This is a genomic window from Synechococcales cyanobacterium T60_A2020_003, from assembly GCA_015272205.1.
GTDB lineage: Bacteria > Cyanobacteriota > Cyanobacteriia > RECH01 > RECH01 > JACYMB01.
In genome coordinates, this window is the sequence record JACYMB010000142.1 from 21122 (window position 1) to 44282 (window position 23161).

The following is a 23161-nucleotide window of genomic DNA, read 5'->3' on the forward strand; positions in this document are numbered from 1 at the left end:
GTTCCTCCCTCACTGGGTCTACCCCGTTGGCAGGTTAGTACGGTCGGGGATAGGAACGCTGCAACGTTTGGGCCGCGTAAAGGTTTAGGGTCTGCACCACGCCACCACCGCGCTGCAGGGGCAGTTCAGCGATGGGCTGGATGGACTCAAAATACGGCTCGTAGCGAGTGGGATCTGTACGAGTTTGCCAGGTGGTGGCGACATACAGGCTATCATGACCGACCCATTCCTCGGCAGTAGACCAAAAGGCAAAGCCCCGCAGATCGTCATCCAGAACGGTCACAGGCACGTCTGAGATGGGCGCGATCGCCATTCCAACCTGACCTGCGAGGTAGATGTTGTCCGTAAATACAAAGTCGGCTTGATGGAGAGCCGCGATCGCTGTTGGAGAGGCTTGCCAGCGTTCGCGCACTTGACAAATATCAAACAGTTGCACCGAGGCATCGTTTTCGGGCGCGAGGGTCAGCCCTCCAAGGGCATATCGGCTACCCGACTGAAATAGCCCCAGATTGATATGCAATAACGCAACCACCAGCAACAGGGCGATCGCCCATCCCGATCCCCATAACCAGCGATACACTGCACGGGGCGATCGCTGATACCACCCATCGGCATAGGTTCCCAGTAGTAACGTCGTACTCCAAAATCCTGGCATCGCCCAGGTCGGCAGAATCGGACGGTAGCCCCCCATCAGCGTGAATCCCAGGATCAACGGTAACGCTGTCCACAACACCAGTCGATGGCGGAGAGACGGCAGCCTCAGTTTCCGAAGGGGAGATAGCAGTGCCCGACCACTCACCCACCACAGCGGCACGCCAAACGTTGGAAAAAGGTAGGCAATCCCGACGAGCGCGGTGCCGAGCATGTCCCTCCAACGATAGCTGCTTTCTGGTACGGCTCGGTCTGCCTGAAACCGGAGGGAAACCCAGTCATGCTCTAGATTCCAGATCAGGATGGGAGCGATCGCCAGCAGAAACAGCCCCACACTCACCAGCATCCAGGGTGACCCCAGAACACGCCGATGCCTAGAACTCGTCAGGCAAAAACCGACGAGTCCGGCTCCCAGTAAGGCTCCATGATATTTGCTCAGACAGGCTAAACCGACCCATAGGCCCATCAGCGCAATTCGGTAGGTCGGACGATAGGACAAGGTGGACAAGGGGCGATCGCGTTCAACGCCGATCGGAAAAAACTCGGTCGCTGCCGTATATAGAGCTGCCGTCCAGAAAAAGATGAGCGGTGCATCGGGCAGGGTCAAAACGCCAAACGCAACCAGAAAGATGGGAATGAGACTGGCGATCGCCAGTGACGATTTCTTGATTTTCTAAATCTTGCTGGTTGTAATGTGACCATAGGTTGAAGCGAACTGAAGCTCACGCCTTTGCGTGGGCTTCACCTGACATCATTTCGTCTTCTACCTTTGTTCCTGCAAGGGCGATCGCCCCTCAGTCCACCTTCGGCATATGCACCAGTTCCAGCTTGATGCCATCTGGATCGGCAAAAAATACGGCATAGTATCCTTCGGCATAGTGAGGGTATTCAGCGGGTGGATCTAGGATTGTTGCGTTGATATCCAGTAATTGCTGATAGAGGGCATCGACCTGCTCTCGATGATCGGCATTGAACGCAAAGTGGTGGAGTCCAGGGGAGTAGCGATCGTGATGCTGATTTGGAGAATCGGGATTAGCTGTCACAATCAAAATCGCCCCTGCGGCCTGTTGCCACCACATGGTAAAGTCTTCGTTGCGTTCTACTTGCGCGTAGCCCATGAAGGTGAGAACGGCATCGTAGAATAGCTCTGATTGGTCGCGATCGCTCACGGTAATTGACAGGTGATTCATGGTGCCCAAAACCATTTTTTCGCCTCCACAGAGAATCGACACCTCCAAGAACAATACACCTGTTCTAAAGATACAATCGGAATCTAGTCCCTAGCCTTGCGCCTATCCATGTCCCAATCTTCTACTCCACTCCTCGTTCTCGTCGATGGTCATTCCCTCGCCTTCCGCTCCTACTATGCCCATGCCAAAGGGCGAGATGGGGGATTACGCACCTCCACCGGAATTCCCACCAGCGTCACCTATGGATTTCTCAAATCCATGCTGGATATGGTGCAGGCTCAAAACCCGACCCACATGGCGATCGCCTTCGATTTGGACAAACCCACCTATCGCCACACCGCCGACGACACCTACAAAGCCGGACGCGCCGAAACCCCCGAAGATTTCATTCCCGATATTCAAAACCTTCAGGAGATTCTGGCGGCCTTCAATCTGCCCGTAGTGACTGTCGAGGGCTACGAAGCCGATGATGTGATTGGCACCCTGGCACGACGGGCGAGTAGCGAAGGGTTTCGGGTCAAGATCCTGAGTGGCGATCGCGACCTCTTTCAGTTAGTGAATGCCGATCGGGATGCGGATCAGGGCATCAGCGTTTTGTACCTCAGCAACGCCTTCAACCGCAGTGCCACGTCTGAAGGCACAGAGTTTGGCCCGCAGCAGGTATTGGATAAGTTGGGCGTTACGCCCGAACAGGTGGTGGACTATAAAGCCCTCTGCGGTGACTCATCCGACAATATTCCGGGTGTAAAAGGAATAGGCGCAAAGACAGCCGTGGATCTCCTCAGCACCTACGGCAGCTTAGACAAAATCTATGCGTCCTTGGAGGAGATTAAGCCTGCGGTTCGCAAAAAACTCGAAGCGGACAAAGATGCCGCGATTCACTCCCAGTACATGGCGCAAATCCATCTCGATGTCCCCATTGAGATTTCCCCCAAGGACTGCAAGCTCACCGGATTCGACAGCACAAACCTGATTCCGTTGCTGCAACGACTGGAGTTTCGCCAGTTTTTAAACCAACTTCCCAAGCTTCAGCAGATCTTTGGCGGCGAAGTGAATACGGAACTGCTCCAGGATACCGTAGAGGATTTACAGTCAGCTTCAAATCCATCTACCTCAAATCGAGATCGTGACGATGATGACACCTGGTTTTTCAGCGCGGAAGATACGATGGCGAGTCGGCAAGTTTCTAATGCTGCCATCTTGCCCCAAATTATTGACACTCCGGCTAAGCTCGCCAATCTCGTTAAGCACTTAAAGACCTGCACAGAGAGCGATCGCCCCGTTTCCTGGGACACCGAAACCACTGCCTTAGATCCCTTCAAGGCCGATCTGGTGGGCATCGGCTGCTGCTGGGGAGAGAGTCCCTCTGACCTAGCCTATATTCCCATCGGACACCACACGGGCGAGACCTTAGAAAAATCTCTAGTTCTCAAAGAACTCAAGCCGATCCTGGAAAGTGCTGCCTATCCCAAAGTGCTCCAAAACGCGAAGTTCGATCGCCTGATTCTGCGTGCCCAAGGCATCAACTTGGCAGGCGTCGTTTTTGACACGATGCTAGCCAGCTATGTGCTGAATCCAGAGGACAGTCACAACCTTGCCGATCTGGGTCTGCGCTATCTCAACATCACTGCCAAAAGCTACAGCGACTTTGTACCCAAAGGCAAAACCATTGCCGATATGAGCGTTGAAGCAGTCGCCCACTACTGTGGCACAGACGTATACACCACCTTCCACCTTGTCCCCCATTTGAAGGCCAAACTGGCAGACATTCCTGAATTGGATACGTTGCTTAACGCTGTAGAGCTCCCTCTAGAACCTGTGCTGGCGGAGATGGAGTATTGCGGTATTCGCATTGATCAGGAGTATCTGAAAACTTTCTCGAAACAGTTAGAGATAGATCTTCACCACCTTGAAGAAACAGCCTATGCCGCTGCCGGAACCGAGTTTAACCTAGGCTCACCGAAACAGTTGAGTGAGCTTCTATTTGACACCCTAAATCTAGATCGCAAAAAATCCCGCAAAACAAAGACAGGCTACTCCACCGATGCCGCAACGTTGGAAAAACTCCAAGGCGATCATCCCGTGATCGATAGCATCATCGAACATCGCACCTTGGCAAAGCTGAAATCCACCTACGTGGATGCGTTGCCTGCCCTGGTTGACCCCACCACCCAACGAGTCCACACCGACTTTAATCAGGCCATTACTGCCACAGGTCGTTTATCCTCCTCCAATCCCAACCTGCAAAATATTCCGATCCGCACGGCCTTTAGTCGCCAAATTCGAGCAGCCTTTATTCCAGAACCCGGTTGGCTGCTAGCAGCGGCGGACTATTCCCAAATTGAACTGCGGATTCTGGCTCATCTCAGTCAGGAACCCATTTTACTCGACACCTACCGCAACAACGATGACGTTCACAGCCTCACGGCAAGGCTTCTCTTTGAAAAAGAGGACATTACCTCTGAAGAACGTCGTTTAGGGAAGGTCATTAACTTTGGCGTGATCTATGGCATGGGAGCGTCTCGGTTTGCCCGGGAAGCCAACGTCAGCCGCACAGATGCTAAAACCTTTATCGATCGCTTCAACGAACGCTATCCCAACGTCTTTGCCTATCTTCAACAGATGCAACAAGAGGCGATCGCCCACGGGTATGTTTCCACAATCCTGGGGCGGCGACGCTATTTTAACTTTACAAACAGCAAACTCAAATCATTGCTAGGCAAAGATGCCAGCACTATCGACCTCGATAAAATCAAATCTCCCGGTCAGTACGATGCCCAGCTTCTACGAGCCGCCGCCAACGCACCCATTCAAGGGTCTAGCGCCGACATTATCAAGGTGGCCATGGTGAAACTTCACGACCTGTTGCAGCATTACCAGGCACGAATGCTGCTGCAAGTCCATGATGAATTGGTGTTTGAAGTACCACCTGAGGAGTGGGATGAGTTGAAACCTAAGATTAAACAGGTGATGGAGTCAGCAGTAGATCTGACTATTCCCCTAGTTGTGGAGGTAAACGCTGGCAAAAACTGGATGGAAACCAAGTAATGCAGGAATGTATCTCCATATATACAGCTGTTGCCAGCTAGCTTAGGACATGGACATTTTGGTGGAGCGGCGAAGCCACCCCACCAAAATGTCCTAACCGATATGGCTAGCACTATAAAAGCCCAGGTTACAATGCCCAGGCTTTAGGTTCAGGCTAGAGCATGGCTCAAAATAATAGCCAACAACTCACCCAACAACTCTCACATGATTTCATTGATTCATCTCATAACCGAGTGATTGAAACCTTGTAGAAACCATCGTTATCTTCATAATATCCCGGTTTTCCTACAAATCCAAAACCATCGGCAATACCGAAAAACAGACGAGTCGCTCCTTTAGGGGCTACAAATTTTTGCTGATTGCCGACTCCAGTTCCCCGCCGACCATCGCCAATGAAAAAGACCTGACCAAGTTCTGGAGAGAGCTTCTTAAATCCCGTGCCAAGCCCCGTTGGTGTAAAGTTAAGGCTCTTGGGTCGGAAGGTATCTTTCGGATTTTCGTCGCTTAGAAAAACTCCGACTAGCCCCCCCGTTGGTCCGTCATATCCACTGATCCCAGCGATTCCAAACAGACTTGTACCTTGGGGGGCACCGCCATCAGGGCCGTATCCGGCAGAGGTTCCATTAAAAAAGTCGATAGCTCCCTTTGCCTTAAACTTCAATGTTTTTCTAGGCTTGACGGGTATGGATTTTGGAAAGTTTTCTCGCAGGAAATCTGACCGTACCGTGCCATGCCTGGTTAATGGAAACGTGCTTGATGAGCTGCCTAATGGGGGAATTGTAACATCCAGTCTTCCAGCTAGAAAAATAGCGTCTGTGCCTCTTACTTTTAAAGCTTTTGAAGCAGTGTTTCTGGCACTACGAAAAACTTGAGAATGATCTTGCAGTGTACGCATGAAAACCTCCTGGCTTGATTCAAATAAATTGTGGATAAATTCTTAGGTAACAGCCAATTTCTTGAAGAGCTTGGGTTCCGAGGATAGCCTAAAAAGCCCTTGATGCGTAGTGACTCTCAAAATAGGTTGATGCAGGAGTGTTAAAGTCAGCTAGCGTAGATAACCCTGATTTAAACATAACGTGAGGATTTCCAATACGTCGAAAGGTTGCAAGAATTATATAGATTAAGCCTTTAAGTCGTATTAAAATTTAAAATTACCAATTAACTGGCATAGAAGAGCAAAGCGTCACGTCTGTCTATGCCAGCCTGATGAGCACTATTTGAGCTATTTTTAGCTAATTGCTTCTTTGGCCTTGCGGAATCGATCGGAGTAGCTGCGAATCACTTCCAGGGCAAATATGGGGGAACTCTGAACGGCAAACATAAAGTGCTGTTGATCCAAGGCGGCGATTTTGCAATCCGTTTTGGCGATCGCCGTAGACGTGCGAAGCTGATCCTCATGCACCAATGCGCCGACGCCAAACACATCCCCGACTTCGAGAATCTCGATGGTTTTGCCGTTGATCTGCATCTCGACTTCACCCTCGATAATGCCAAACATGAGATCGCCCGTTTCTCCTTCTCTGAAAATGGCGTCTCCGGCTGCAAAGGTGCTGGGTTCGGAATGGCGTTGGAGAACTTGAACAGTTTGAGCGGGTTTAAGCATACGGAATCACTTCTACATTCTGTCTACATGCTGAGTGTTATGAGCCTACAGTAACGGCGATAGAATTTCCAGTAGTTTGTGGGTTTGTTGGCTCCATGTCCAGTGTTGCATAAAGGCTGCGCCGCGTTGCCCAATGGTTTTGGCTTGGGAGCGATCGCCATATGCCTGCTCTAGCCGTTCCACAATTTCCTCTACCCTGGACTCGCCCCAACCATCTGTACCCGGAAACTCTTGAATAGGCTTAACTGGGCGTTGGTCACGCAGGACGTAGCAGTGGTCGGGATTAGTGGCGATTAAATCCAAATGTCCAGTATTGGCGGAGAGAATCGTGGGTACGCCGCAGGCGAGACACTCCATTGCGGCGAGGTTGGTGCCCCCCTCCGCCCGATTCGGAAACACGGCAACATCTACTTCCCGCACCACCTGCCCTACCAGATGATTTGGAATTGCGCCTAGATCGACCACGGCCCGGGCAGGAATTCCCTGCTGCACCAGCCATTCAGTAAGTTGCAACTGTCCATTGGTGTCCATAGCGGGCAACTCTGTAACGTGTCCCGCCTGCTCCAATCCCACCATCGTTTTCGGCCAGAAGTTATGCCATGCGGTTAATAACAGGGCATCGGGATGGCGGGCTTGGAAGATGCGGAAGGCAGCCACTACCAGATCTTGACCTTTGCGGTACTCCAACTTGCCACCGGAAAAGATCACAAAGCGATCGCCAAATAGACGGTTACTCGGTGCCGGATGAAAAATAGCCGGATCAATCCCCTGAAAGACGGTTCGCACATTTGTACAGCCGTAACTCCGCAATACTTCATCATTCCAACGCGATCCGGTCACGATCAGGTCATAGCTTTGGGCACGGGCGATCGCCTCTGGACTAAGCTGCGTATTTTCAAAGAAAATCACGCCCACGTTCGAGCGTCCCGAAATGCGCTCCAGATCGGGAGAGGTACGGACTTGATTGCCCAATCCGCGCAAGAGCAGGAAATTCCCCGTTACTCCGTCAGGCTGCTGCTTCAGCGTTTCCGCAATTTTCTGTTGATAGGCAAAGAAAGGACGAATCAGCGTCCAGTGCAGCGGATTGAAGGAGGCCGACGGAACCCGCATCGGTGGGAGTAGAGGGACAGGAGCATACCCTGCCTTGAGCAGTTGGAGGGCTAAGTTCATGCCATACACGCCCCATCCTGTTGCTGGAGTGATCTGCCATCCGAGAGCGATGAGTTGGGCGGGAGGTGAAGGGGGGGAGGGGGGGAGAGGTGAAGAGGTGGGGAAGTGAGATTGGAGGGCGTTCAGTACAGATTGGATGACGGATTGCAAGTGGCCGGGTTGGAATTGCCGGAAGAGGCGGGCGGTGGGATACCAGGGGCTATCCTCGCGATCGAGCATCCATCGCCAGTCGGGGGCATAGGAGAGCAGTACCCACACGGGACGCCCCAAGGCTCCGGCGAGATGGGCGACGGAGGTATCGACGGTCACGATCAGATCAAGTTGGTTCAGGATGGCGGCGGTGTCGGCAAAGTCACCCAGGAGCGATCGCCCATCCTGAAGCTGTCCGGCTTGGATTGCGGCTTGTACCAGCGCTTCCTCCTCTGGACGCACTTCCTTTTGCAGACAGATAAATTCAATGGAATCCACTTCAAGGAGAGGTTGGATGTCCTGAAAGCGTACACTGCGGCGGCGATCGTTCATATTGCCGGGACTTCCCGCCCACACGATCCCCACCCGTGGGCGTCCCGTTTCGGACAGCGGCAATCGAGGAGCATCTGGAGCCGTGAGGTAGGGAATCTGGGCGGGAACGCTGTCTAGGGTGGTGCCGAACCGGTGGGGGAGGCTCATGATCGGGGCATGAACGTCGAAGTCGGGCAGCGTTGCGCCGCGCGGCACACACTGGGCGATCGCCTCCATTGACGCTAACAGTCTCACTAAGGGCTGCTGACACTCGACAACGACCCGTCCACCGCGCTGCACAATCAGCGGCGCATAGCGGATAAATTGGATGGTGTCGCCAAAGCCCTGCTCGGCATGGAGCAGAATGGTTTGACCATCCAGATCACCGCCATCCCATTGGGGTTGTGGAAACACTCGCGCGGGTTTGAAGTTTGGCCCTTTCACGAGCCATCGCCATTCGTATTCCCGAAATCCGGCGGCTAAATCTCCAGCTTGCAACAGGGACAGCCCCATGTTGAGATGACCATCGGGATAGTCGGCGCGGAGGGCGATCGCCTTTTGATAGGTTGCAATGGATTCGTCCAGTTGATTACGTTCAAATAGCACCAATCCCAAGTTGTTGTAAGCCGCAGGATAGTCGGGACGGAGGGCGATCGCCGTTTCGTAAACGCGAACAGCATCCTCCAGGCGATCCTGCTCTTTATAGTTATTGCCGAGGTTGTAGTACGCATCGGCATAGGTTGGCTGAAGTTGGATCGCGTGCTGATAGGCCACCACGGATTCCTCAACCCGACCCAACTCTTGCAGCGCCGCACCTAAGTTGTTGAAGAAAGCGGGATCGGTCTTACGCAGGGCGATCGCCCGACGGTAGCACTCTATAGCCAGGTCAAACTTTTTCAGTCGTTGCAGCGTGTTGCCCAGATTATTCAACACGTCAGGATTTTTGGGATTTTGGGCGATCGCTTTCTGAAACCACGCGATCGCTTTTTCGTACTGCTCCTGCTGATGATAGACACTGCCCAGACCGTGCATCGCATCTACGAGCCCTGGCTGTAATTCCAACGCTTTCTGATAATGGGCGATCGCCTCCTCTAGCTGCCCCTGCTGACGGCATAGATTTGCCAGATTATTGTGGGCTTCGGGATAGTTGGGGCGATGTTCAAGGGCTTGCTGATAGGATGCGATCGCCTCTGTGGGACGATTCAACGCCCGAAATGCCGTGCCGAGATTGTTGTAATTTCGCACATCACTCGGATTCAGGGCGATCGCCTGCTGATAGGATGCGATCGCCCCGTCCAAATTACCCTGACGCTGTTGCGCCATCCCCAAGATTTGCCAGGTCTGAGCCTCGATCTCGGAGTCGTTTACATCCGTTAAGAGTTGCCGACAGGTTTGCTCGGCCTGGGCAAATTGTCCAGTTTGGTATTGCTGATTGGCAAGACGGAGGGCTTGGGATACGTCGCGCATAGATTCTCAGTAGCGGTTCTCTTCAGATTTTGCCAACTGAATTTCGAGATCACCCAATTTTGTGAACAAAAAACACGAAGGCCCCCAAATCGGAAGCCTTCTTTCTATCTAAGCTGAGGATTGACCTAATTCTGGAAGTTGCTTGGCCCTTGATAACCCGATAATTCGGCTAAGCGTGCCAGAGTCTGAGTCCCAGCGTAAAACTGGCCGTTAATTTCCCAGGTTGGGAATCCTTGGACATTTTCACTCTGCTCTTGACACAACGCAGTTTGAGAATTGGCTCCATCCGGCGCACATTCGATGTAGGTCAGTTCCGCAACAGCTTGCTTGCCAAACAATTGCTTCTGGTCGTGACAGTGCGGACACCAGTAGGCTCCATACATCTTGGCTCCAATGGAGGTTAGATGCTTCGCAAGGCCAATTTCCGACTCCCCAGAGCTGGTGGTAATGGGCAAACCCAGTTGCCCCCCATCTTCGGCAACGACTGGCGGCGGCGGATTTTCGATGTGGTTATAAATACCCAAAGTTCCGACTAACGTGACGACTACAACGATGAGCCCCGAAAAGACGAGCTGGCCTTTATCTGCCCAGGCTCGACCAAAGATAGTCAGCAAGAACATACTGAGGCTAAAGGTAGCAGAGGCAATACAGTACGGACAAGCAGCCTGAAGCTTAAAGGCCAGCACGTACATCAGGTAACCGCTGAAGGTCGCCATGGCAGTTGCCCCCAGAAATAGGAGCAACCACGTCCAGGTTTCAACTTTGTACCGTAAGTCTTTTTGCGTTTCTGGGTTGATCAGTAGGGGCGCGATCGCCATGATGCCCATTGACGCATAGCCCAAAAATCCAAAGAGGGTCAAAGGCAGTCCAAACACCTCGGCATAGGGGCTAGACAAGACCTGGTCACAACTCTTCGTGGGACAGCTTGCAGCGTCTCCTGAAAGTTTAACAATCGTCAGATATGCAGTCCCTATAGCTCCAACGGCTGCGATCGCCGCAATAATTAGGCGCGACCGACGCTGAAGCCAGGACGTTTGTTGACGGCGACGGCTCATAAGCATTCACCTATGGGAACAGGCTAACAACACACTAAAACAATACAAGAGTTCACAGCAAATGGAACTGTGAACGGAAAAACGTTGATATTTCAAAGGATAGCTTGCTGCTGGCTGCAACCTGGCGACTCTGATAAAGCCGATGTGCAGGTTAGGCAACTATCCTATCCTACTTGAGACGAGGAGTGGACACTGTCTCTAGTGAACGATGACTTTCCCGCTCCTATCCTAACCTTGCCATCCTCTCCGAGCCGAATTCCACCGTTTCTCTTTACAGAGTTGATTTACAGAGTTGATACGGGAACAGACTTCGGAGCCTCGACTGTCTGAGGCTTCTTCTCAATTCCCTGCTGCATGGATTCGATAAATTGTCCGACGCGGATGGGATCAATCGGCTGATCAATCTGGCCACGACGTTTCAGCGAACTCGATACAATGACGCCATCCGCCGCCTGAATCAATCGCGGAATATTTTCCCAATCCGCACCACTGCCAATAAATACAGGCGTTCCGTTTGCGGCAGCCGTCGCCAGTTCTAGATCTTCCAAACTGGGCGGACTTCCCGTTGTCCAGCCGGAAAGAATCACCCCATCGGCCAATCCCCGCTCGATGGTTTCCTGAACCGCCGTGGTTAGATTGGGAGAAACGAGCGGTCGGGCGTGTTTTACCAACACATCTGCAAAAATCTTGACATCGCTACCGAGTTCGCGCCGATAGCGCAACAGTTTGTGCGCCTGCCCTTCAATTAAGCCTTGATCGGTTGCCATGACTCCGGTGAGGACGTTGACGCGGATAAACTGTGCGTCTGCACAGGTGGCGATCGCCATGGCACTACACGCATCATTCCGCAGCACATTCACCCCAATGGGTAAGGTAACCAGTTGCTTCAGACGCTGAATCACAATGCTAAATGCGCTCACAACGGCTGGGTCAACCAGATCTTTAACAAAGGGTGCGTCAAAGAAATTTTCAACAATGATCCCGTGCGCTCCACCGGAGGCTAACGCAGTGGCCTCTTGCTCGGCACGCTCAATAACAGCGCTCAGACTACCACCCCAACGTGGAGACGTTGGCAGTGGCAAGAGGTGAATGACACCAATAACAGGATTGTTTGTTTTGAACGTTTGCTTTAAGTCCACGGGTCTAACATTATTCGGACTATTTGGCCTCAGTATACGGACAGCGTAACGCCAAGAACAATGTTGCCAACTCTTGCAAATGGGAATGTCTGCAATTGAGGCTACTAGATAACAATGTTCGACTCAGAAAAGCCACTGGAACTTAGGAAAAGCTGACTTTTCCCACGTTCTATGAGCCTTTGAGGGCGATCGCACGCCTAATCCTGGAGTTTCCGAAATCTCATCTTAACTCCATTGGTTCCTCAGTTCATCTGAAAAATCCAGTCCATAAGAAGACGCTGGGGTATTGAGACGCACTGATATGTCTAACTGTAACAGTAATCTGGAACCGAAATGTCTCAAGGGATGGTCATTCATCGGAATTTGATATCCAGCAGAATCTGTTTCCGTGGTTTCTAGTCCATTGGAACTTCAAAATTCAGCGATCGCCCACAGGGGATGCACCGAGGCGATTTGCTCGGCATCATGGCAACCCCAGAGGACTCTTACCAAGGGGCTAGCTCTATTTTGGCGTGCAGATTCCATCTTGGATCGGGCTAATTGTCAGAGTTCGATTATGTAGCAAGGCTGAACCCCCACAGGCTGGAGGGCGACCACCGTTACCATCCCCTCACCGCCTCGTCGGACGGACTATCCTATAGATAGGGCGTCTATCGAGTTGGCCATCTTTCCAGCGTTCTCGTCCCTTGATGGAGGTTTCCCATGCGATCGCCTCTTCCCCTTCTTTCCATTGGCCTCTTGTGGGCTATGCAGATTACCCCCAGCTATGCTGCCAACGGGAATCTGCCAGCAAGTAATGATGTTCAGTCCTCCCCGGCGGCGATCGCCCAATGGACGCAAGATCAGGAGGAGCGGTTCGAGACTCAGAGAGAGGAAGACCGTCAGCGGGCGATGGATCAACACGATCAGATGCGCCAACAGTTGCAAAATGCCCAGGACGAGTGGCGTAATGATTTACGCGAGTGGCGAACTCGGCGCGAGGAACAGAACGACCATCTCCGAGAGTATTGGGAAGATGAGTATCACCATTACTACGGCGATAGCGAGGATCGCTATATTGATGATCATCTGTATCGTTCCTATGGCGATCGCCCACCGTGGAACATCGGCGACTGGACATTTCGACTGTACTACGGCGACGAGGACTTTGGCCTTTACTACGGCTCCTCGTTTCTAGACAATCCTTGGCGCTATCCCTACCGCTACGATGACGATTCATACTACTACGAGCCATCCATCATCGATCGGGTTTACGTGCCGTATCCTATCCCTACCTTTGGCAACAATAGTTTGGTGCAGGTAGAGCTTGTTTCCGGAAGCCTCAGCGATGTGACTGTGATACTGACGGGGCAGGATGGAAGCCAGCAACTGGCCTTTGATGCCTCAAATTCCACCCAATCTATTTATTTGGCTGCAGGCACGTACCAAGTTGCGTTCGTGAATCCGTCAAACAATCGCACCTGGCTTTCTGGTTATCTGGATCTGGGGTTCAGTCCTGCTATCCAAATTGAGTTTAACCAAAGTACCGAAACAGCAACCCTCTACGGCGATCCCTATGCGTGGCGGAGTGCGTCGGACGAGTATCGATAGCCTCACTGGACGCTAAAACCAAGACAGTTGCTGATCGCCGCGTTGCTCTAGAATCACCCGTTCTACATCGCCCCGACGAAACATCCAGGTTTTAGACTTGCCCTGTCCCACCAATCGACCCTCTGCTCCAGCGGATTGGAGGTGCGATCGCGCTACGGAAGGACGATATCCCATCAATCGTGCTGCATATTTCAGCGGGAGCCACTGCTGGGCAAAGCGTTGCAGTAATTCCTCATCGGATTCGTTCACAATTTCGGTGAGGAGCCGTTCTGCGAGTAACCAACAGGCTTGAGTGTCCGCTTCTGCCCGATGGGACGCTCCTACAGAGAAGTTGAAGTGCTGCACTAAGTTGGGCAAACTGCGCGATCGCAGCTCTGGCAGCATCAGGCGCGCAAGCTGCACCGTACAGAGCCGCTCATCCTCCGAGCGCTCAAACTCAATGTCGAGCTGCTGAAATTCAGATTGGAGGAAGGCGTAGTCAAACTCCAGATTATGGGCAGTGAGGGTGCCACGCTGGACACTAGGCAAATAAGCAGGAAAGACCTCGGCGCTGGGCGGTGCCGTATCCACCATCGCTTGGGAAATGCCCGTAAACCGGGTAATCGGTGGCGGAACGATAACCCCTGGATTGATCAGACTTGTTCGCTGGGTAATCACACCATCGGTCAAACTGGCCTGGAGAACAGACAACTCAATCACACGGCTCTTAATCGGATAAATGCCTGTCGTTTCGACATCAACGACCGTAAAAACCGCTTGGCTAAGGTGACGATAGTGGTTCAGAAGATCGAAAGAAAGCATGGGATCAATAACGTGGCAACCTGCTCCAATGCAAGTGCCACGTTAGCTTAAGGGATTCTATTCAACCCGGCAAGACCTAGCGGGTTGGCGAAGACGATGCCCGACGCGGACGTGGAAACTTGGAGCGCGATCGCGAACGAGAGGAACGTTCTCCAGACTCGGCGGGTTGCTGCTCCTCGGCGGCACCAGAATCAACCCGCATCCAGGAAGGACGTGTTTGATCGTAGGCCATCTGGAGAGCAGCCGCAGCGATCATGTGTGGTTCAAACTCTTCGCTGAGCTGAGCCACGATTGGCAGGAACGACGCCATTCGTTCTCCGGCCAGGGCTTCCCGAACGCGAGTCTGCAAATGATTAAGCTGGCGAGCTTCAATCTCTGCCCGTGTTGGAATTTGCCCCCATTCCAGCTTTTGGCGAATGTGGGACTCGATATCCCGCAGCTTGCGCTTATCCAACGGATGAACGATCGAAATCGCCACGCCTTCTTTACCCGCCCGTCCGGTTCGGCCAATGCGGTGAACGTAGTTTTCAACGCTATCGGGCAAATCCACGTTAACCACATGGCTGAGATCATCCACATGGAGACCTCTGGCAGCAATATCCGTTGCCACCACCCAACGCACCTGACGTTGGCGGAACCGCAGCAAGAGACGTTCCCGCTGGGACTGGCTGAGATCGCCATGATACTCATCGACGCTGTGACCTGCAGCTTGGAGCTGACGAGTTAATTCCGCAGCAGCGCGGCGTGTTCGGACGAAGATCAGGGCGGATTCCGGATCTTCGAGTTCTAGAATCGGCTGTAAGGCGCGAACCTTAGACCACCCACGGGGGGTCATATACGCCCGCTGAATGATGCGGTTAGGAGCTGCTTTGGGTTGCTCAACGGTCACCGTGACGGGCGATCGCAAAAACTTAGCGGCCAATTCCCGAATTTCAGGAGCCATCGTTGCGGAGAAGAAAGCCGTTTGCCGCTCCGACGGAGACTGACTCAAAATCTGTTCAACATCTTTGATAAAGCCCATGTTCAGCATTTCATCGGCTTCATCTAAGACCAACCAGTTCAGCTTCGACAGGGTGAGATCCCCCCGACCGAGCAGATCTAGAATCCGTCCGGGCGTGCCCACAATTAGATGTACACCCCGCTGAAGGCGTGAGATTTGGCGATCGATCGCCTGCCCGCCATACACGGCCATAACCTGAAGACGGCGATCGCCATTGAGACCCCGAATCGACTGGCAAACCTGTTCGGCCAGCTCGCGGGTTGGGGTGAGTACCAGCGCCTGCACTGCACGATTACCCAAATCAATCTGCTCCAGAATTGGGAGCGAAAACGCAGCGGTTTTTCCGGTTCCGGTTTGCGCCTGTCCGACTACATCGCGCCCAGAGAGAAGATGGGGGATCGCCTGAGCCTGGATAGCCGTAGGCTGCGTGAAGCCCAATTGCTCCAGATGATGAACGCGCGCCTCGGATAAGCCTAGACTTTTAAATGAAATCGTCATTGAGTCTCCTTCTATATCAACAAGCCGAGACACGGCTGAGCGCGCCTCTCAACTGGGTTTGAGCATCTGCGATTTGACCATAGAGGTCGTACACATCTGCGTCGGTGATTTCAACGGGAACAATAGAGCCAAGGCGAGCCTCACCTTGAACGTAAACTACACCGTCTACATCCGGTGCAAAGCGAGCTGAGCGTCCCACCAGCACTCCGGTCTCTGGATGTTCTTGTTCGATCAGAACATCAACAACCCGATTAATCTCGGCCTGATTGCGCTTTAGGGAAATGGGCTGCTGTAGTGCCATCAGGGCATCGCGACGCTCATCCATGATCGCTTGGGGGATTTGATCGGGCAAGTCGTAGGCTGGCGTTCCCTCTTCGGGGGAGAAGGTAAAGACGCCAACGTGATCAAACTCGTGACGCTGGACGAACGCCATCAAATGCTGGAAATGCGCATCCGTTTCGCCCGGAAAGCCAACGATAAACGTCGTCCGTAGCACCGCGTTGGGTAGAGCCGTCTTGATACGCTCAATAATGCCGTCATTCACCCGACCCTGCCACGGACGATTCATCGCCCGCAAAATTTCAGGATGGGAATGCTGTAACGGCAGATCCAGATAGGGCAATACGTTAGGCGTGTCTCGAATCGCATCCATCACCGCAGGCGTCAATCCGGTTGGGTAAGCGTAGTGCATCCGAATCCAGGGCACGTCCACCTTCCCTAAGGCTCGCAGCAACTCCGCCAGCCTGGGTTCACCATACAGATCCAAACCGTAGTTGGTTGTAATCTGGGAGATGAGGACGATCTCCTGAACGCCTTCCGCTGCCAGTTGCTCTGCTTCCGCCACAATGGATTCGATCGATCGCGATCGCTGATTTCCGCGCAGATGCGGAATGATGCAGAATGCACAGCGATAGTCGCAGCCCTCGGCAACCCGGAGGTAAGCAACCCCTTCAGTGGTGGTTCGGTAGCGAGGCACGGTTTCGTCGGCAATATAGGTGGGTTCGGGCGTGATTTCCCGCACCCGCTCGCCAGCCTCAGCCCGCTCAATCACCTGAACGATCTTGCCGTAATCTCCAGTGCCAACAACCGCCACCGCTTCGGGCAGTTCCTCAAGAAGCTGCTCCTGAAAGTGCTGCGCCATGCAGCCTGTAATCACAATCTTCTTATTCGCTTCTGCCAGCTCCACCAAGGTCTGCACCGACTCTTCACGGGCAGCCTGAATAAAACTACAGGTATTGACAATGACGTAATCGGCTAATTCTTCGTTGCTATCAACGTCGTACCCTGCCTGTACAAGCAGGCCCAGCATATGTTCGGTATCGACTCGGTTTTTCTCACACCCTAGGTGTGAGATTGCAATGGTTGGCTTATTGCCCATGTAGCTTATGTCAACGATGTCGGGATCAGAAACAGACAGTATGAAAAGAACCTAGTGGTCTTCAATAATTCCAAGGGTAAATGACTACTCAGTTAACCTCAGGGGTTCATACTTAAAACGTGCAGCGATCGCATTATGGCGAGTTCAGATCCTAACATCTGGCACCAGCCAGGACGATGCATACTATCAGGTGCGACCTCTGCGTAGTCGGTTGCCTATAAATACTAACCTAGAAAACACAACATAACTACACAAAATTTCAAAAAAGCCAGCAAACGCTGACGAAGATGCTAGGCTTATGAACCCCGTTATCGGTCCATTTAGGGTTCAATTACGTGCCAGGGCGCGATCGCAACACCTCATCCATATAGGCGCGATCGCCCAACCGCTGGAGCAACGGGCCATGAACGTCAAACTTGACCACACTCAAGGATGCAGCAGGGGTATCGATGCGATCGCGATATCGACCTACATCAATTCCGAGGAGAGAACAGAGCATGATCCGAATCGTCGCTTTATGGGACACGACTAGGACGTTGCCCGTCTCATATTTTTCCTCAATTTCCGCAATCACTAAGGCCGCCCGACTGGCAATTTGCACTGATGTTTCGCCGCCCGTCGGTGGATTCCATGCAGGTTCCGTTAGCCAACGAACATAGTCATTTGGGTATTGAGTTCTAACCTCCTCAACGGTCTTACCTTCCCATTCTCCATAGGCCATTTCCTTCAACCCCTCCCGGAGTTGCATATCTAAGCCAACCGTGTCACATAACGGCTTCGCTGTGGCGACTGTCCGTTTCATGGGACTACAGTACACCGCATTCCACGGTGTATCTCGATGGGCTTCAGCAAAGGCCACTGCCATTTGGTGTCCCGCCGGGGTAAGGTCCGGATCCAGCATGCCGCAGTAGCCCCCCGTTTGGCTGTACACCGTTTCACCGTGCCGGAGAAGGTATAACGTTAGACTCATAATAATCGCGATGTTGAAAGGACGGCGTTGCCCGAAGGTTCAATGCAGGCTCAATAGGACAGAAAACAGCCTTACGAATGGACGCAGGCTGTTTTGAAGGATGATAGCCAAAGTGAATCCGGTGAAATCGTTGCAGATTTAGCCAAAACGACCGCTAACGTAGTCCTGGGTGGCTTGCTGGACTGGACTGGTGAAAATCTGCTGAGTATTGTCATACTCCACAAGATACCCAACCTTACTGCCCTTTTCAGTTGCTTCGGCATTAAAGAAGGCTGTGTAGTCTGACACTCGCGACGCTTGCTGCATGTTGTGGGTCACGATGACGATGGTGTATTGCTCTTTGAGTTCTTGCATCAGTTCCTCAACCCGCAGAGTCGAAATCGGGTCTAGCGCTGAACACGGTTCGTCCATCAGGATCACTTCAGGTTCGATGGCGATCGCCCGTGCGATACACAACCGCTGCTGCTGTCCACCCGAGAGCGACAAACCGCTATCCTTCAGCTTATCTTTCACCTCGTCCCAAATCGCGGCTCGCCGTAGCGAGGTTTCCACCAGCTCATCCATATCGCCCTTATAGCCATTAATGCGGGCACCAAAGGCAATATTTTCATAAATCGACTTTGGAAACGGATTCGGTTTCTGAAACACCATGCCAATGCGACGTCGAACCTCAACTGGATCAATGTCTTTTCCGTACAAGTCTCTACCGTGGAATGTTACTCTACCATCCACTCGTGCACCTGGAATCAAATCATTAGTACGGTTAAAGCAACGGAGCACGGTGCTCTTACCACACCCAGAAGGGCCAATAAATGCGACAATCTTCTGCGGTGGGATATCCAATGAGACATCTCGAACTGCTAAGTTAGATTCATAATAAACTTGCAGATTTTTTGTGCGAAGAATAGCTTCGGTAATCGTAGAATTAGCCGTATCAGAAACCATGGTTGCATCTCTCTAAATCAACAGAATAATCAAACTTCAATCCCATCATGTACGTTTCACGGAATCCGCATTCTCACAAAGAAATCTAACGAACTTTTTGCAACCGATTCCGTAAAAAAATCGCGACCGAGTTCATCAGCAATAGCATAACGAGGAGTACGATAATGCCCGCTGCTGCAAGCTCATGAAATTCTTTCTGAGGACGGGCAATCCAGTTATAAACCTGAATTGGCAGTGCTGTAAATGCATCGAATGGCCCGTCTGGTAAAAAGGCGATAAATGTTAATGCTCCGATGGTAATGAGCGGAGCTGTTTCACCAATTGCTCGTGAAAGAGCCAGAATTGTTCCCGTCAGGATTCCAGGCAAAGCCTGAGGCAAAATATGCTCGCGCACCACTTGCCAACGAGTTGCTCCTAGGGCAAATCCTGCTTGTCTTAGACTATCTGGAACAGATCGTAAAGCTTCACGAGTGGCCACAATCACAATGGGAAGCACCAGAAGAGCAAGAGTCAACCCTCCAGACAAAATACTGCGCCCTCCAGTCAAAGGCTCCATCAAACGTACAAACGCAGCTAAGCCCAAAAGCCCATAAATGATCGATGGAACGCCAGCTAAGTTAGAAATATTGATTTCCACAATATTTTCCCAGAAGCTGTCTTTAACGAACTCCTCGAGAAATATACCTGCACCAATGCCAATTGGAAACGCGAACAATGCCACAATTCCAATAAGCCAAATCGAACCAACCAAAGCAGATAACAAACCTGCATCATCAGGACGGCGCGACGGAAATGAAGTCAGGAAATTCCAATTGAGGCGGTGAGCACCATCCATAAAAATATCGATGAGCAGCCACGCTAGAACTAGTAAACCGATCCAGGTGCAAACCAATGCCAGAGCGGCAAACACAGCATCTCGTTTATATCGCCCCGCTAAATTTGGGACAAAGATCTCTTCACTTGGCAAGCGATCGCCATACATGGACTGAGGGTCTTGAACAGTCATTAGTCGTACTTCTCCCGGAAACGACGGACAAACCAGAAGCTAAATAGGTTGAGCACTAACGTAATTAAGAATAGTGTCATACCTACAACAAAGATAGTTTTGTATGCAAGAGAGCCTGCTGGCGTATCCCCTAAGCTAACCTGCACAATGAACGACGTCATGGTTTGAACAGGTACCAACGGATTAAGGCCTAGTCGAGGATTTTGCCCTGCGGCCAGGGTCACAATCATCGTTTCTCCGATCGCCCGCGATACAGCCAAAATGAACGAAGCTACAATTCCTGACAGCGCCGCAGGGATTACTACAGCGGTAATGGTTTCTCGCTTCGTTGCGCCAAGAGCATAGGAACCATCGCGTAAACTCTGAGGCACTGAGTAAATGGCATCCTCACTTAATGAAGCCACTAACGGAATGATAGAAACGCCGAGAATCAAACCTGCACTGAGCGCGTTAAATCCTTGTAACCCAGGAACAAACGTTTGCAAGACCGGGGTTACTGTTAACAATGCGAAGTAACCAAAGACAACCGTTGGAATTCCAGCCAGAATTTCTAAAGCGGGCTTTAGGCGCTTTCGAGTATTAGAACCAGCATATTCACTCAGATAAATCGCAGCCATTAAACCGAGCGGAAGCGCCACTAAAATCGCAATTAACGTGGTCATAATCGTGGCACTCAGAAGCACGAAAATACCGAACTGCTGATTGCTAAACAACGGCGTCCACTGCCGATCCGTCAGAAACTGCCACAGGGGAACAACCTTAAAGAACTTGATGGTCTCAAAAATTAGGGTTAATACAATACCGATAGTGGTAATGACAGAAAGAAAGGCAAAAGCACCGAAAATGATCTTGACGAGCATCTCAATACTCTTACTTAGTTGCCGATTGGGCTGCCAGAGGGATGACCGCTCTGTTTGAAAAGAGGGCAAATCACTTGTCATGGTGAAAAACTAGGTGAGAGAGAGCATTAAGTGAAACGTTATACAATCAGTGAAATCAAAGCGGCTGTAGAGGCACGAACAGAATCTTAGATGCACCACAGCCGCTCAGGCTCAACCTAGAGAAATCAAAACCCTCTAGATTGAAGATGATCTCGTTACTCCTTACTCAGTAGCTCAGACAGCTTTAGGCCGACAGCAGAACCACCCTCAAATACGCTACCCACTCTGCGCTCATCAAGCCGCACTGCAGTAAGCTTCTGAATGTCGGCAGGCAGAGGAACATATCCAGTTTCTGCTACTAGATTTGCATTATCTGGATCAATCTGATACCGAGCAAAGGCTTCCACTGCTGGATTGTCCAAAGATGTTGCCTTCACGTAAAAGAATTCTGGGCGAGACAGTGGCTGGTAGGAGCCATCAGCAATAGTCTCTTCACTTGGAGCAACGCATCCGTTCCCCCCATCTACCTCAACTAATTTCAGTTGATCCTGGTTTTCAGAATAGTAGGCGAAACCAAAATACCCTAAGCTATTTGGATCGCTCGCCACCCCTTGAACAATCACGTTGTCATCTTCACTAGCGGTATAGTCACCACGGCTTGCTGATTCTTCTCCTACAATGGCAGCCGTGAAGTAATCGAAGGTTCCAGAATCTGTACCGGCACCGTAGAGTGCCAAAGGCTGGTCAGGAAAATCGGGTCGAATTTGATTCCAATTGGTAATGGTTCCTTGCGCAGCAGGCTCCCACATTGTCTTTAACTCTTCAACCGTCAGACATTGCGCAAAGTCATTTCCAGGATTAACTACCACGGAAAGACCATCAAACGCAATCGGAATCTCGACATACTCAATGCCATTCTGTTTACACAGCTCAATTTCCTCTTGCTTAATCGGACGAGACGCATTGGAAATATCGGTTTCACCTGCACAGAATTTTTTGAAACCGCCACCCGTACCAGATACACCGACTGTGACGCGAACGCCGGGGTTTTTTGCCATAAACTCTTCAGCCATGGCTTCGGAAATTGGAAAGACCGTGCTGGAACCATCGACCAGGACACTCCCGGTCAGATCAGACGCCGCAGGATTCGTTGCGCCATCAGTATCGCTGGTTGCGGTATCCGTTGCGCCGCCACCACAGGCAGTCGCACCAAAAGCGAGAGCCACTAAAGATGTCCAAAGGATTTTTTGCTTTGCGCTTGCTTGAAAACTCATGGGTTTGTTCTGATTTTTTACATCATGTCGCAAGCATCGTACTGTGTGGGCGTGAAGATGAGGTTAACAAAAATGTTAACAGAGTATTATCTCTTGTAAGATAAAAATTAAAAAATGCGGATTTGCAACGTCTAAGCAACAAAAGTTGATATAAGCTTCCAGTCTAAAGCTTTTCCTCAAAGGCAATTTGATGGATAAGTGAAATCATCTATCAATTAAATTAATTGCTGTATTAAAGACTAAGTAGGTGACCCTAATTAAACGTAGGATGTGTTAGGTGTAGCCGTAACGCATCAAATCCTTTGACAGCATGGGTTACGCTATCGCTAACCCATCCTACGAAGAGCTTTGTTTATTTACGACTATCTACTTACTTTTTTTGATTGTTTCCTGAAAAAGGAAACGCGATCGCCCTCCTCCTCACAACAACGGGTTAACCTCTTTAGACTGAAGAGAGCAAGCTATGAGTCGAGCGGAACGGTATGACGTACTACGTAATCTACGACGGAAACTGTAATCTGTGTGTGACGCTGGTCAGATTGCTTGAATCCCTCGATCGGGGCGATCGCTTCCAGTATGCGCCGATGCAGGATCAGCCTGTGCTGGAACAGTTTGGCATCACCGCCGCCGATTGCGAGTTGGGCATGCTGCTAATCAATGCCGACAATCCAACAGAGCGCTGGCAGGGTAGCAACGCCGCCGAAGAAATTGGCCGACGGTTGCCCGCAGGGGATTTGTTTGTGCAGGCGTATCGGGCAATCCCAGGGGTGAAATGGACGGGCGATCGCCTGTATGAACAAGTGCGCGATCATCGGTACGAGATCTTTGGTCAGCGCAGGGATACCTATTGGTCGCAGCATCCGATTTGTGGGGATGGGTGTCGCGTGAGGGAGTGATGGGGTGATGGGATAGAGTTTTGAGTCTTGAGTCTTGGGGGGATGGGGTTTGTTAGGAAAACTTTAGGTTTTTGGGTAGAAACTGTCCTGACTGGATG

General features: G+C 51.5%; 18 protein-coding genes. 3 read left to right on the plus strand and 15 right to left on the minus strand.

Annotated elements, in window-relative coordinates; translation table 11 throughout:
• Positions 1-34: 34 nt before the first annotated feature.
• Both IGR76_07440 and IGR76_07445 read right to left on the minus strand, forming a co-directional pair.
• Positions 35-1321 carry a glycosyltransferase family 39 protein gene (locus tag IGR76_07440; GenBank protein MBF2078343.1) on the minus strand — a complete coding sequence of 429 codons (1287 nt, stop codon included), beginning with the start codon at positions 1319-1321 and terminating at the stop codon, positions 35-37.
• A gap of 124 nt (positions 1322-1445) precedes the next feature.
• Positions 1446-1856 (minus strand): VOC family protein, encoded by a 411-nt coding sequence (locus IGR76_07445; GenBank protein MBF2078344.1) that lies wholly within the window; start codon positions 1854-1856, stop codon positions 1446-1448.
• Between the two features lie 93 nt (positions 1857-1949).
• Between IGR76_07445 and polA the strand changes: the two genes are divergently transcribed.
• The gene (gene polA / locus IGR76_07450; protein MBF2078345.1) at positions 1950-4889 is read left to right on the plus strand and encodes a DNA polymerase I; all 2940 of its coding nucleotides are present in this window, start codon (positions 1950-1952) and stop codon (positions 4887-4889) included.
• Positions 4890-5112: 223 nt separating this feature from the next.
• On the opposite strand, the gene IGR76_07455 is transcribed toward polA, so the two are convergent.
• The 5 genes from IGR76_07455 to IGR76_07475 form a co-directional block, all read right to left on the minus strand.
• Positions 5113-5784, minus strand: a complete 672-nt coding sequence (locus tag IGR76_07455; GenBank protein ID MBF2078346.1) for a PEP-CTERM sorting domain-containing protein — start codon at positions 5782-5784, stop codon at positions 5113-5115.
• Positions 5785-6117: 333 nt separating this feature from the next.
• A complete protein-coding gene (locus IGR76_07460) occupies positions 6118-6492 on the minus strand; it encodes a cyclic nucleotide-binding domain-containing protein (protein MBF2078347.1) in 375 nt (124 codons plus the stop codon).
• A 45-nt stretch (positions 6493-6537) separates the two neighbouring features.
• Entirely contained in the window at positions 6538-9630 is a 3093-nt protein-coding gene (locus IGR76_07465) for a tetratricopeptide repeat protein (protein MBF2078348.1), read from the minus strand.
• A 125-nt stretch (positions 9631-9755) separates the two neighbouring features.
• Entirely contained in the window at positions 9756-10685 is a 930-nt protein-coding gene (locus IGR76_07470; protein MBF2078349.1) for a vitamin K epoxide reductase family protein, read from the minus strand.
• A 284-nt stretch (positions 10686-10969) separates the two neighbouring features.
• The gene (locus tag IGR76_07475; protein MBF2078350.1) at positions 10970-11824 is read right to left on the minus strand and encodes a BtpA/SgcQ family protein; all 855 of its coding nucleotides are present in this window, start codon (positions 11822-11824) and stop codon (positions 10970-10972) included.
• Positions 11825-12526: 702 nt separating this feature from the next.
• Between IGR76_07475 and IGR76_07480 the strand changes: the two genes are divergently transcribed.
• Positions 12527-13414, plus strand: coding sequence for a hypothetical protein (locus IGR76_07480; GenBank protein MBF2078351.1), 888 nt, complete (start codon positions 12527-12529; stop codon positions 13412-13414).
• Between the two features lie 12 nt (positions 13415-13426).
• On the opposite strand, the gene IGR76_07485 is transcribed toward IGR76_07480, so the two are convergent.
• The 8 genes from IGR76_07485 to IGR76_07520 form a co-directional block, all read right to left on the minus strand.
• Positions 13427-14215 carry a 3'-5' exonuclease gene (locus IGR76_07485; protein MBF2078352.1) on the minus strand — a complete coding sequence of 263 codons (789 nt, stop codon included), beginning with the start codon at positions 14213-14215 and terminating at the stop codon, positions 13427-13429.
• Positions 14216-14291: 76 nt separating this feature from the next.
• A complete protein-coding gene (locus IGR76_07490; protein ID MBF2078353.1) occupies positions 14292-15713 on the minus strand; it encodes a DEAD/DEAH box helicase in 1422 nt (473 codons plus the stop codon).
• Positions 15714-15729: 16 nt separating this feature from the next.
• Complete coding sequence (rimO, locus tag IGR76_07495; protein MBF2078354.1) at positions 15730-17091, minus strand: 30S ribosomal protein S12 methylthiotransferase RimO; 1362 nt, start codon at positions 17089-17091, stop codon at positions 15730-15732.
• A gap of 331 nt (positions 17092-17422) precedes the next feature.
• Positions 17423-18061, minus strand: a complete 639-nt coding sequence (locus IGR76_07500) for a histidine phosphatase family protein (GenBank protein ID MBF2078355.1) — start codon at positions 18059-18061, stop codon at positions 17423-17425.
• A 138-nt stretch (positions 18062-18199) separates the two neighbouring features.
• The gene (pstB, locus tag IGR76_07505) at positions 18200-19006 is read right to left on the minus strand and encodes a phosphate ABC transporter ATP-binding protein (GenBank protein MBF2078356.1); all 807 of its coding nucleotides are present in this window, start codon (positions 19004-19006) and stop codon (positions 18200-18202) included.
• 85 nt (positions 19007-19091) lie between these two features.
• Positions 19092-20012: a phosphate ABC transporter permease PstA gene (gene pstA / locus IGR76_07510; GenBank protein ID MBF2078357.1), complete on the minus strand. Its 921-nt coding sequence runs from the start codon at positions 20010-20012 to the stop codon at positions 19092-19094.
• Positions 20012-20953, minus strand: a complete 942-nt coding sequence (gene pstC / locus IGR76_07515; protein MBF2078358.1) for a phosphate ABC transporter permease subunit PstC — start codon at positions 20951-20953, stop codon at positions 20012-20014. Before pstC ends, pstA begins: the two co-directional genes overlap by 1 nt.
• Positions 20954-21108: 155 nt before the next feature.
• Positions 21109-22167: a PstS family phosphate ABC transporter substrate-binding protein gene (locus IGR76_07520; GenBank protein MBF2078359.1), complete on the minus strand. Its 1059-nt coding sequence runs from the start codon at positions 22165-22167 to the stop codon at positions 21109-21111.
• 482 nt (positions 22168-22649) lie between these two features.
• Here IGR76_07520 and IGR76_07525 point away from each other — a divergent pair, with 482 nt between their 5' ends.
• Positions 22650-23063, plus strand: a complete 414-nt coding sequence (locus IGR76_07525; GenBank protein MBF2078360.1) for a DUF393 domain-containing protein — start codon at positions 22650-22652, stop codon at positions 23061-23063.
• The last annotated feature ends 98 nt before the right edge of the window (positions 23064-23161 follow it).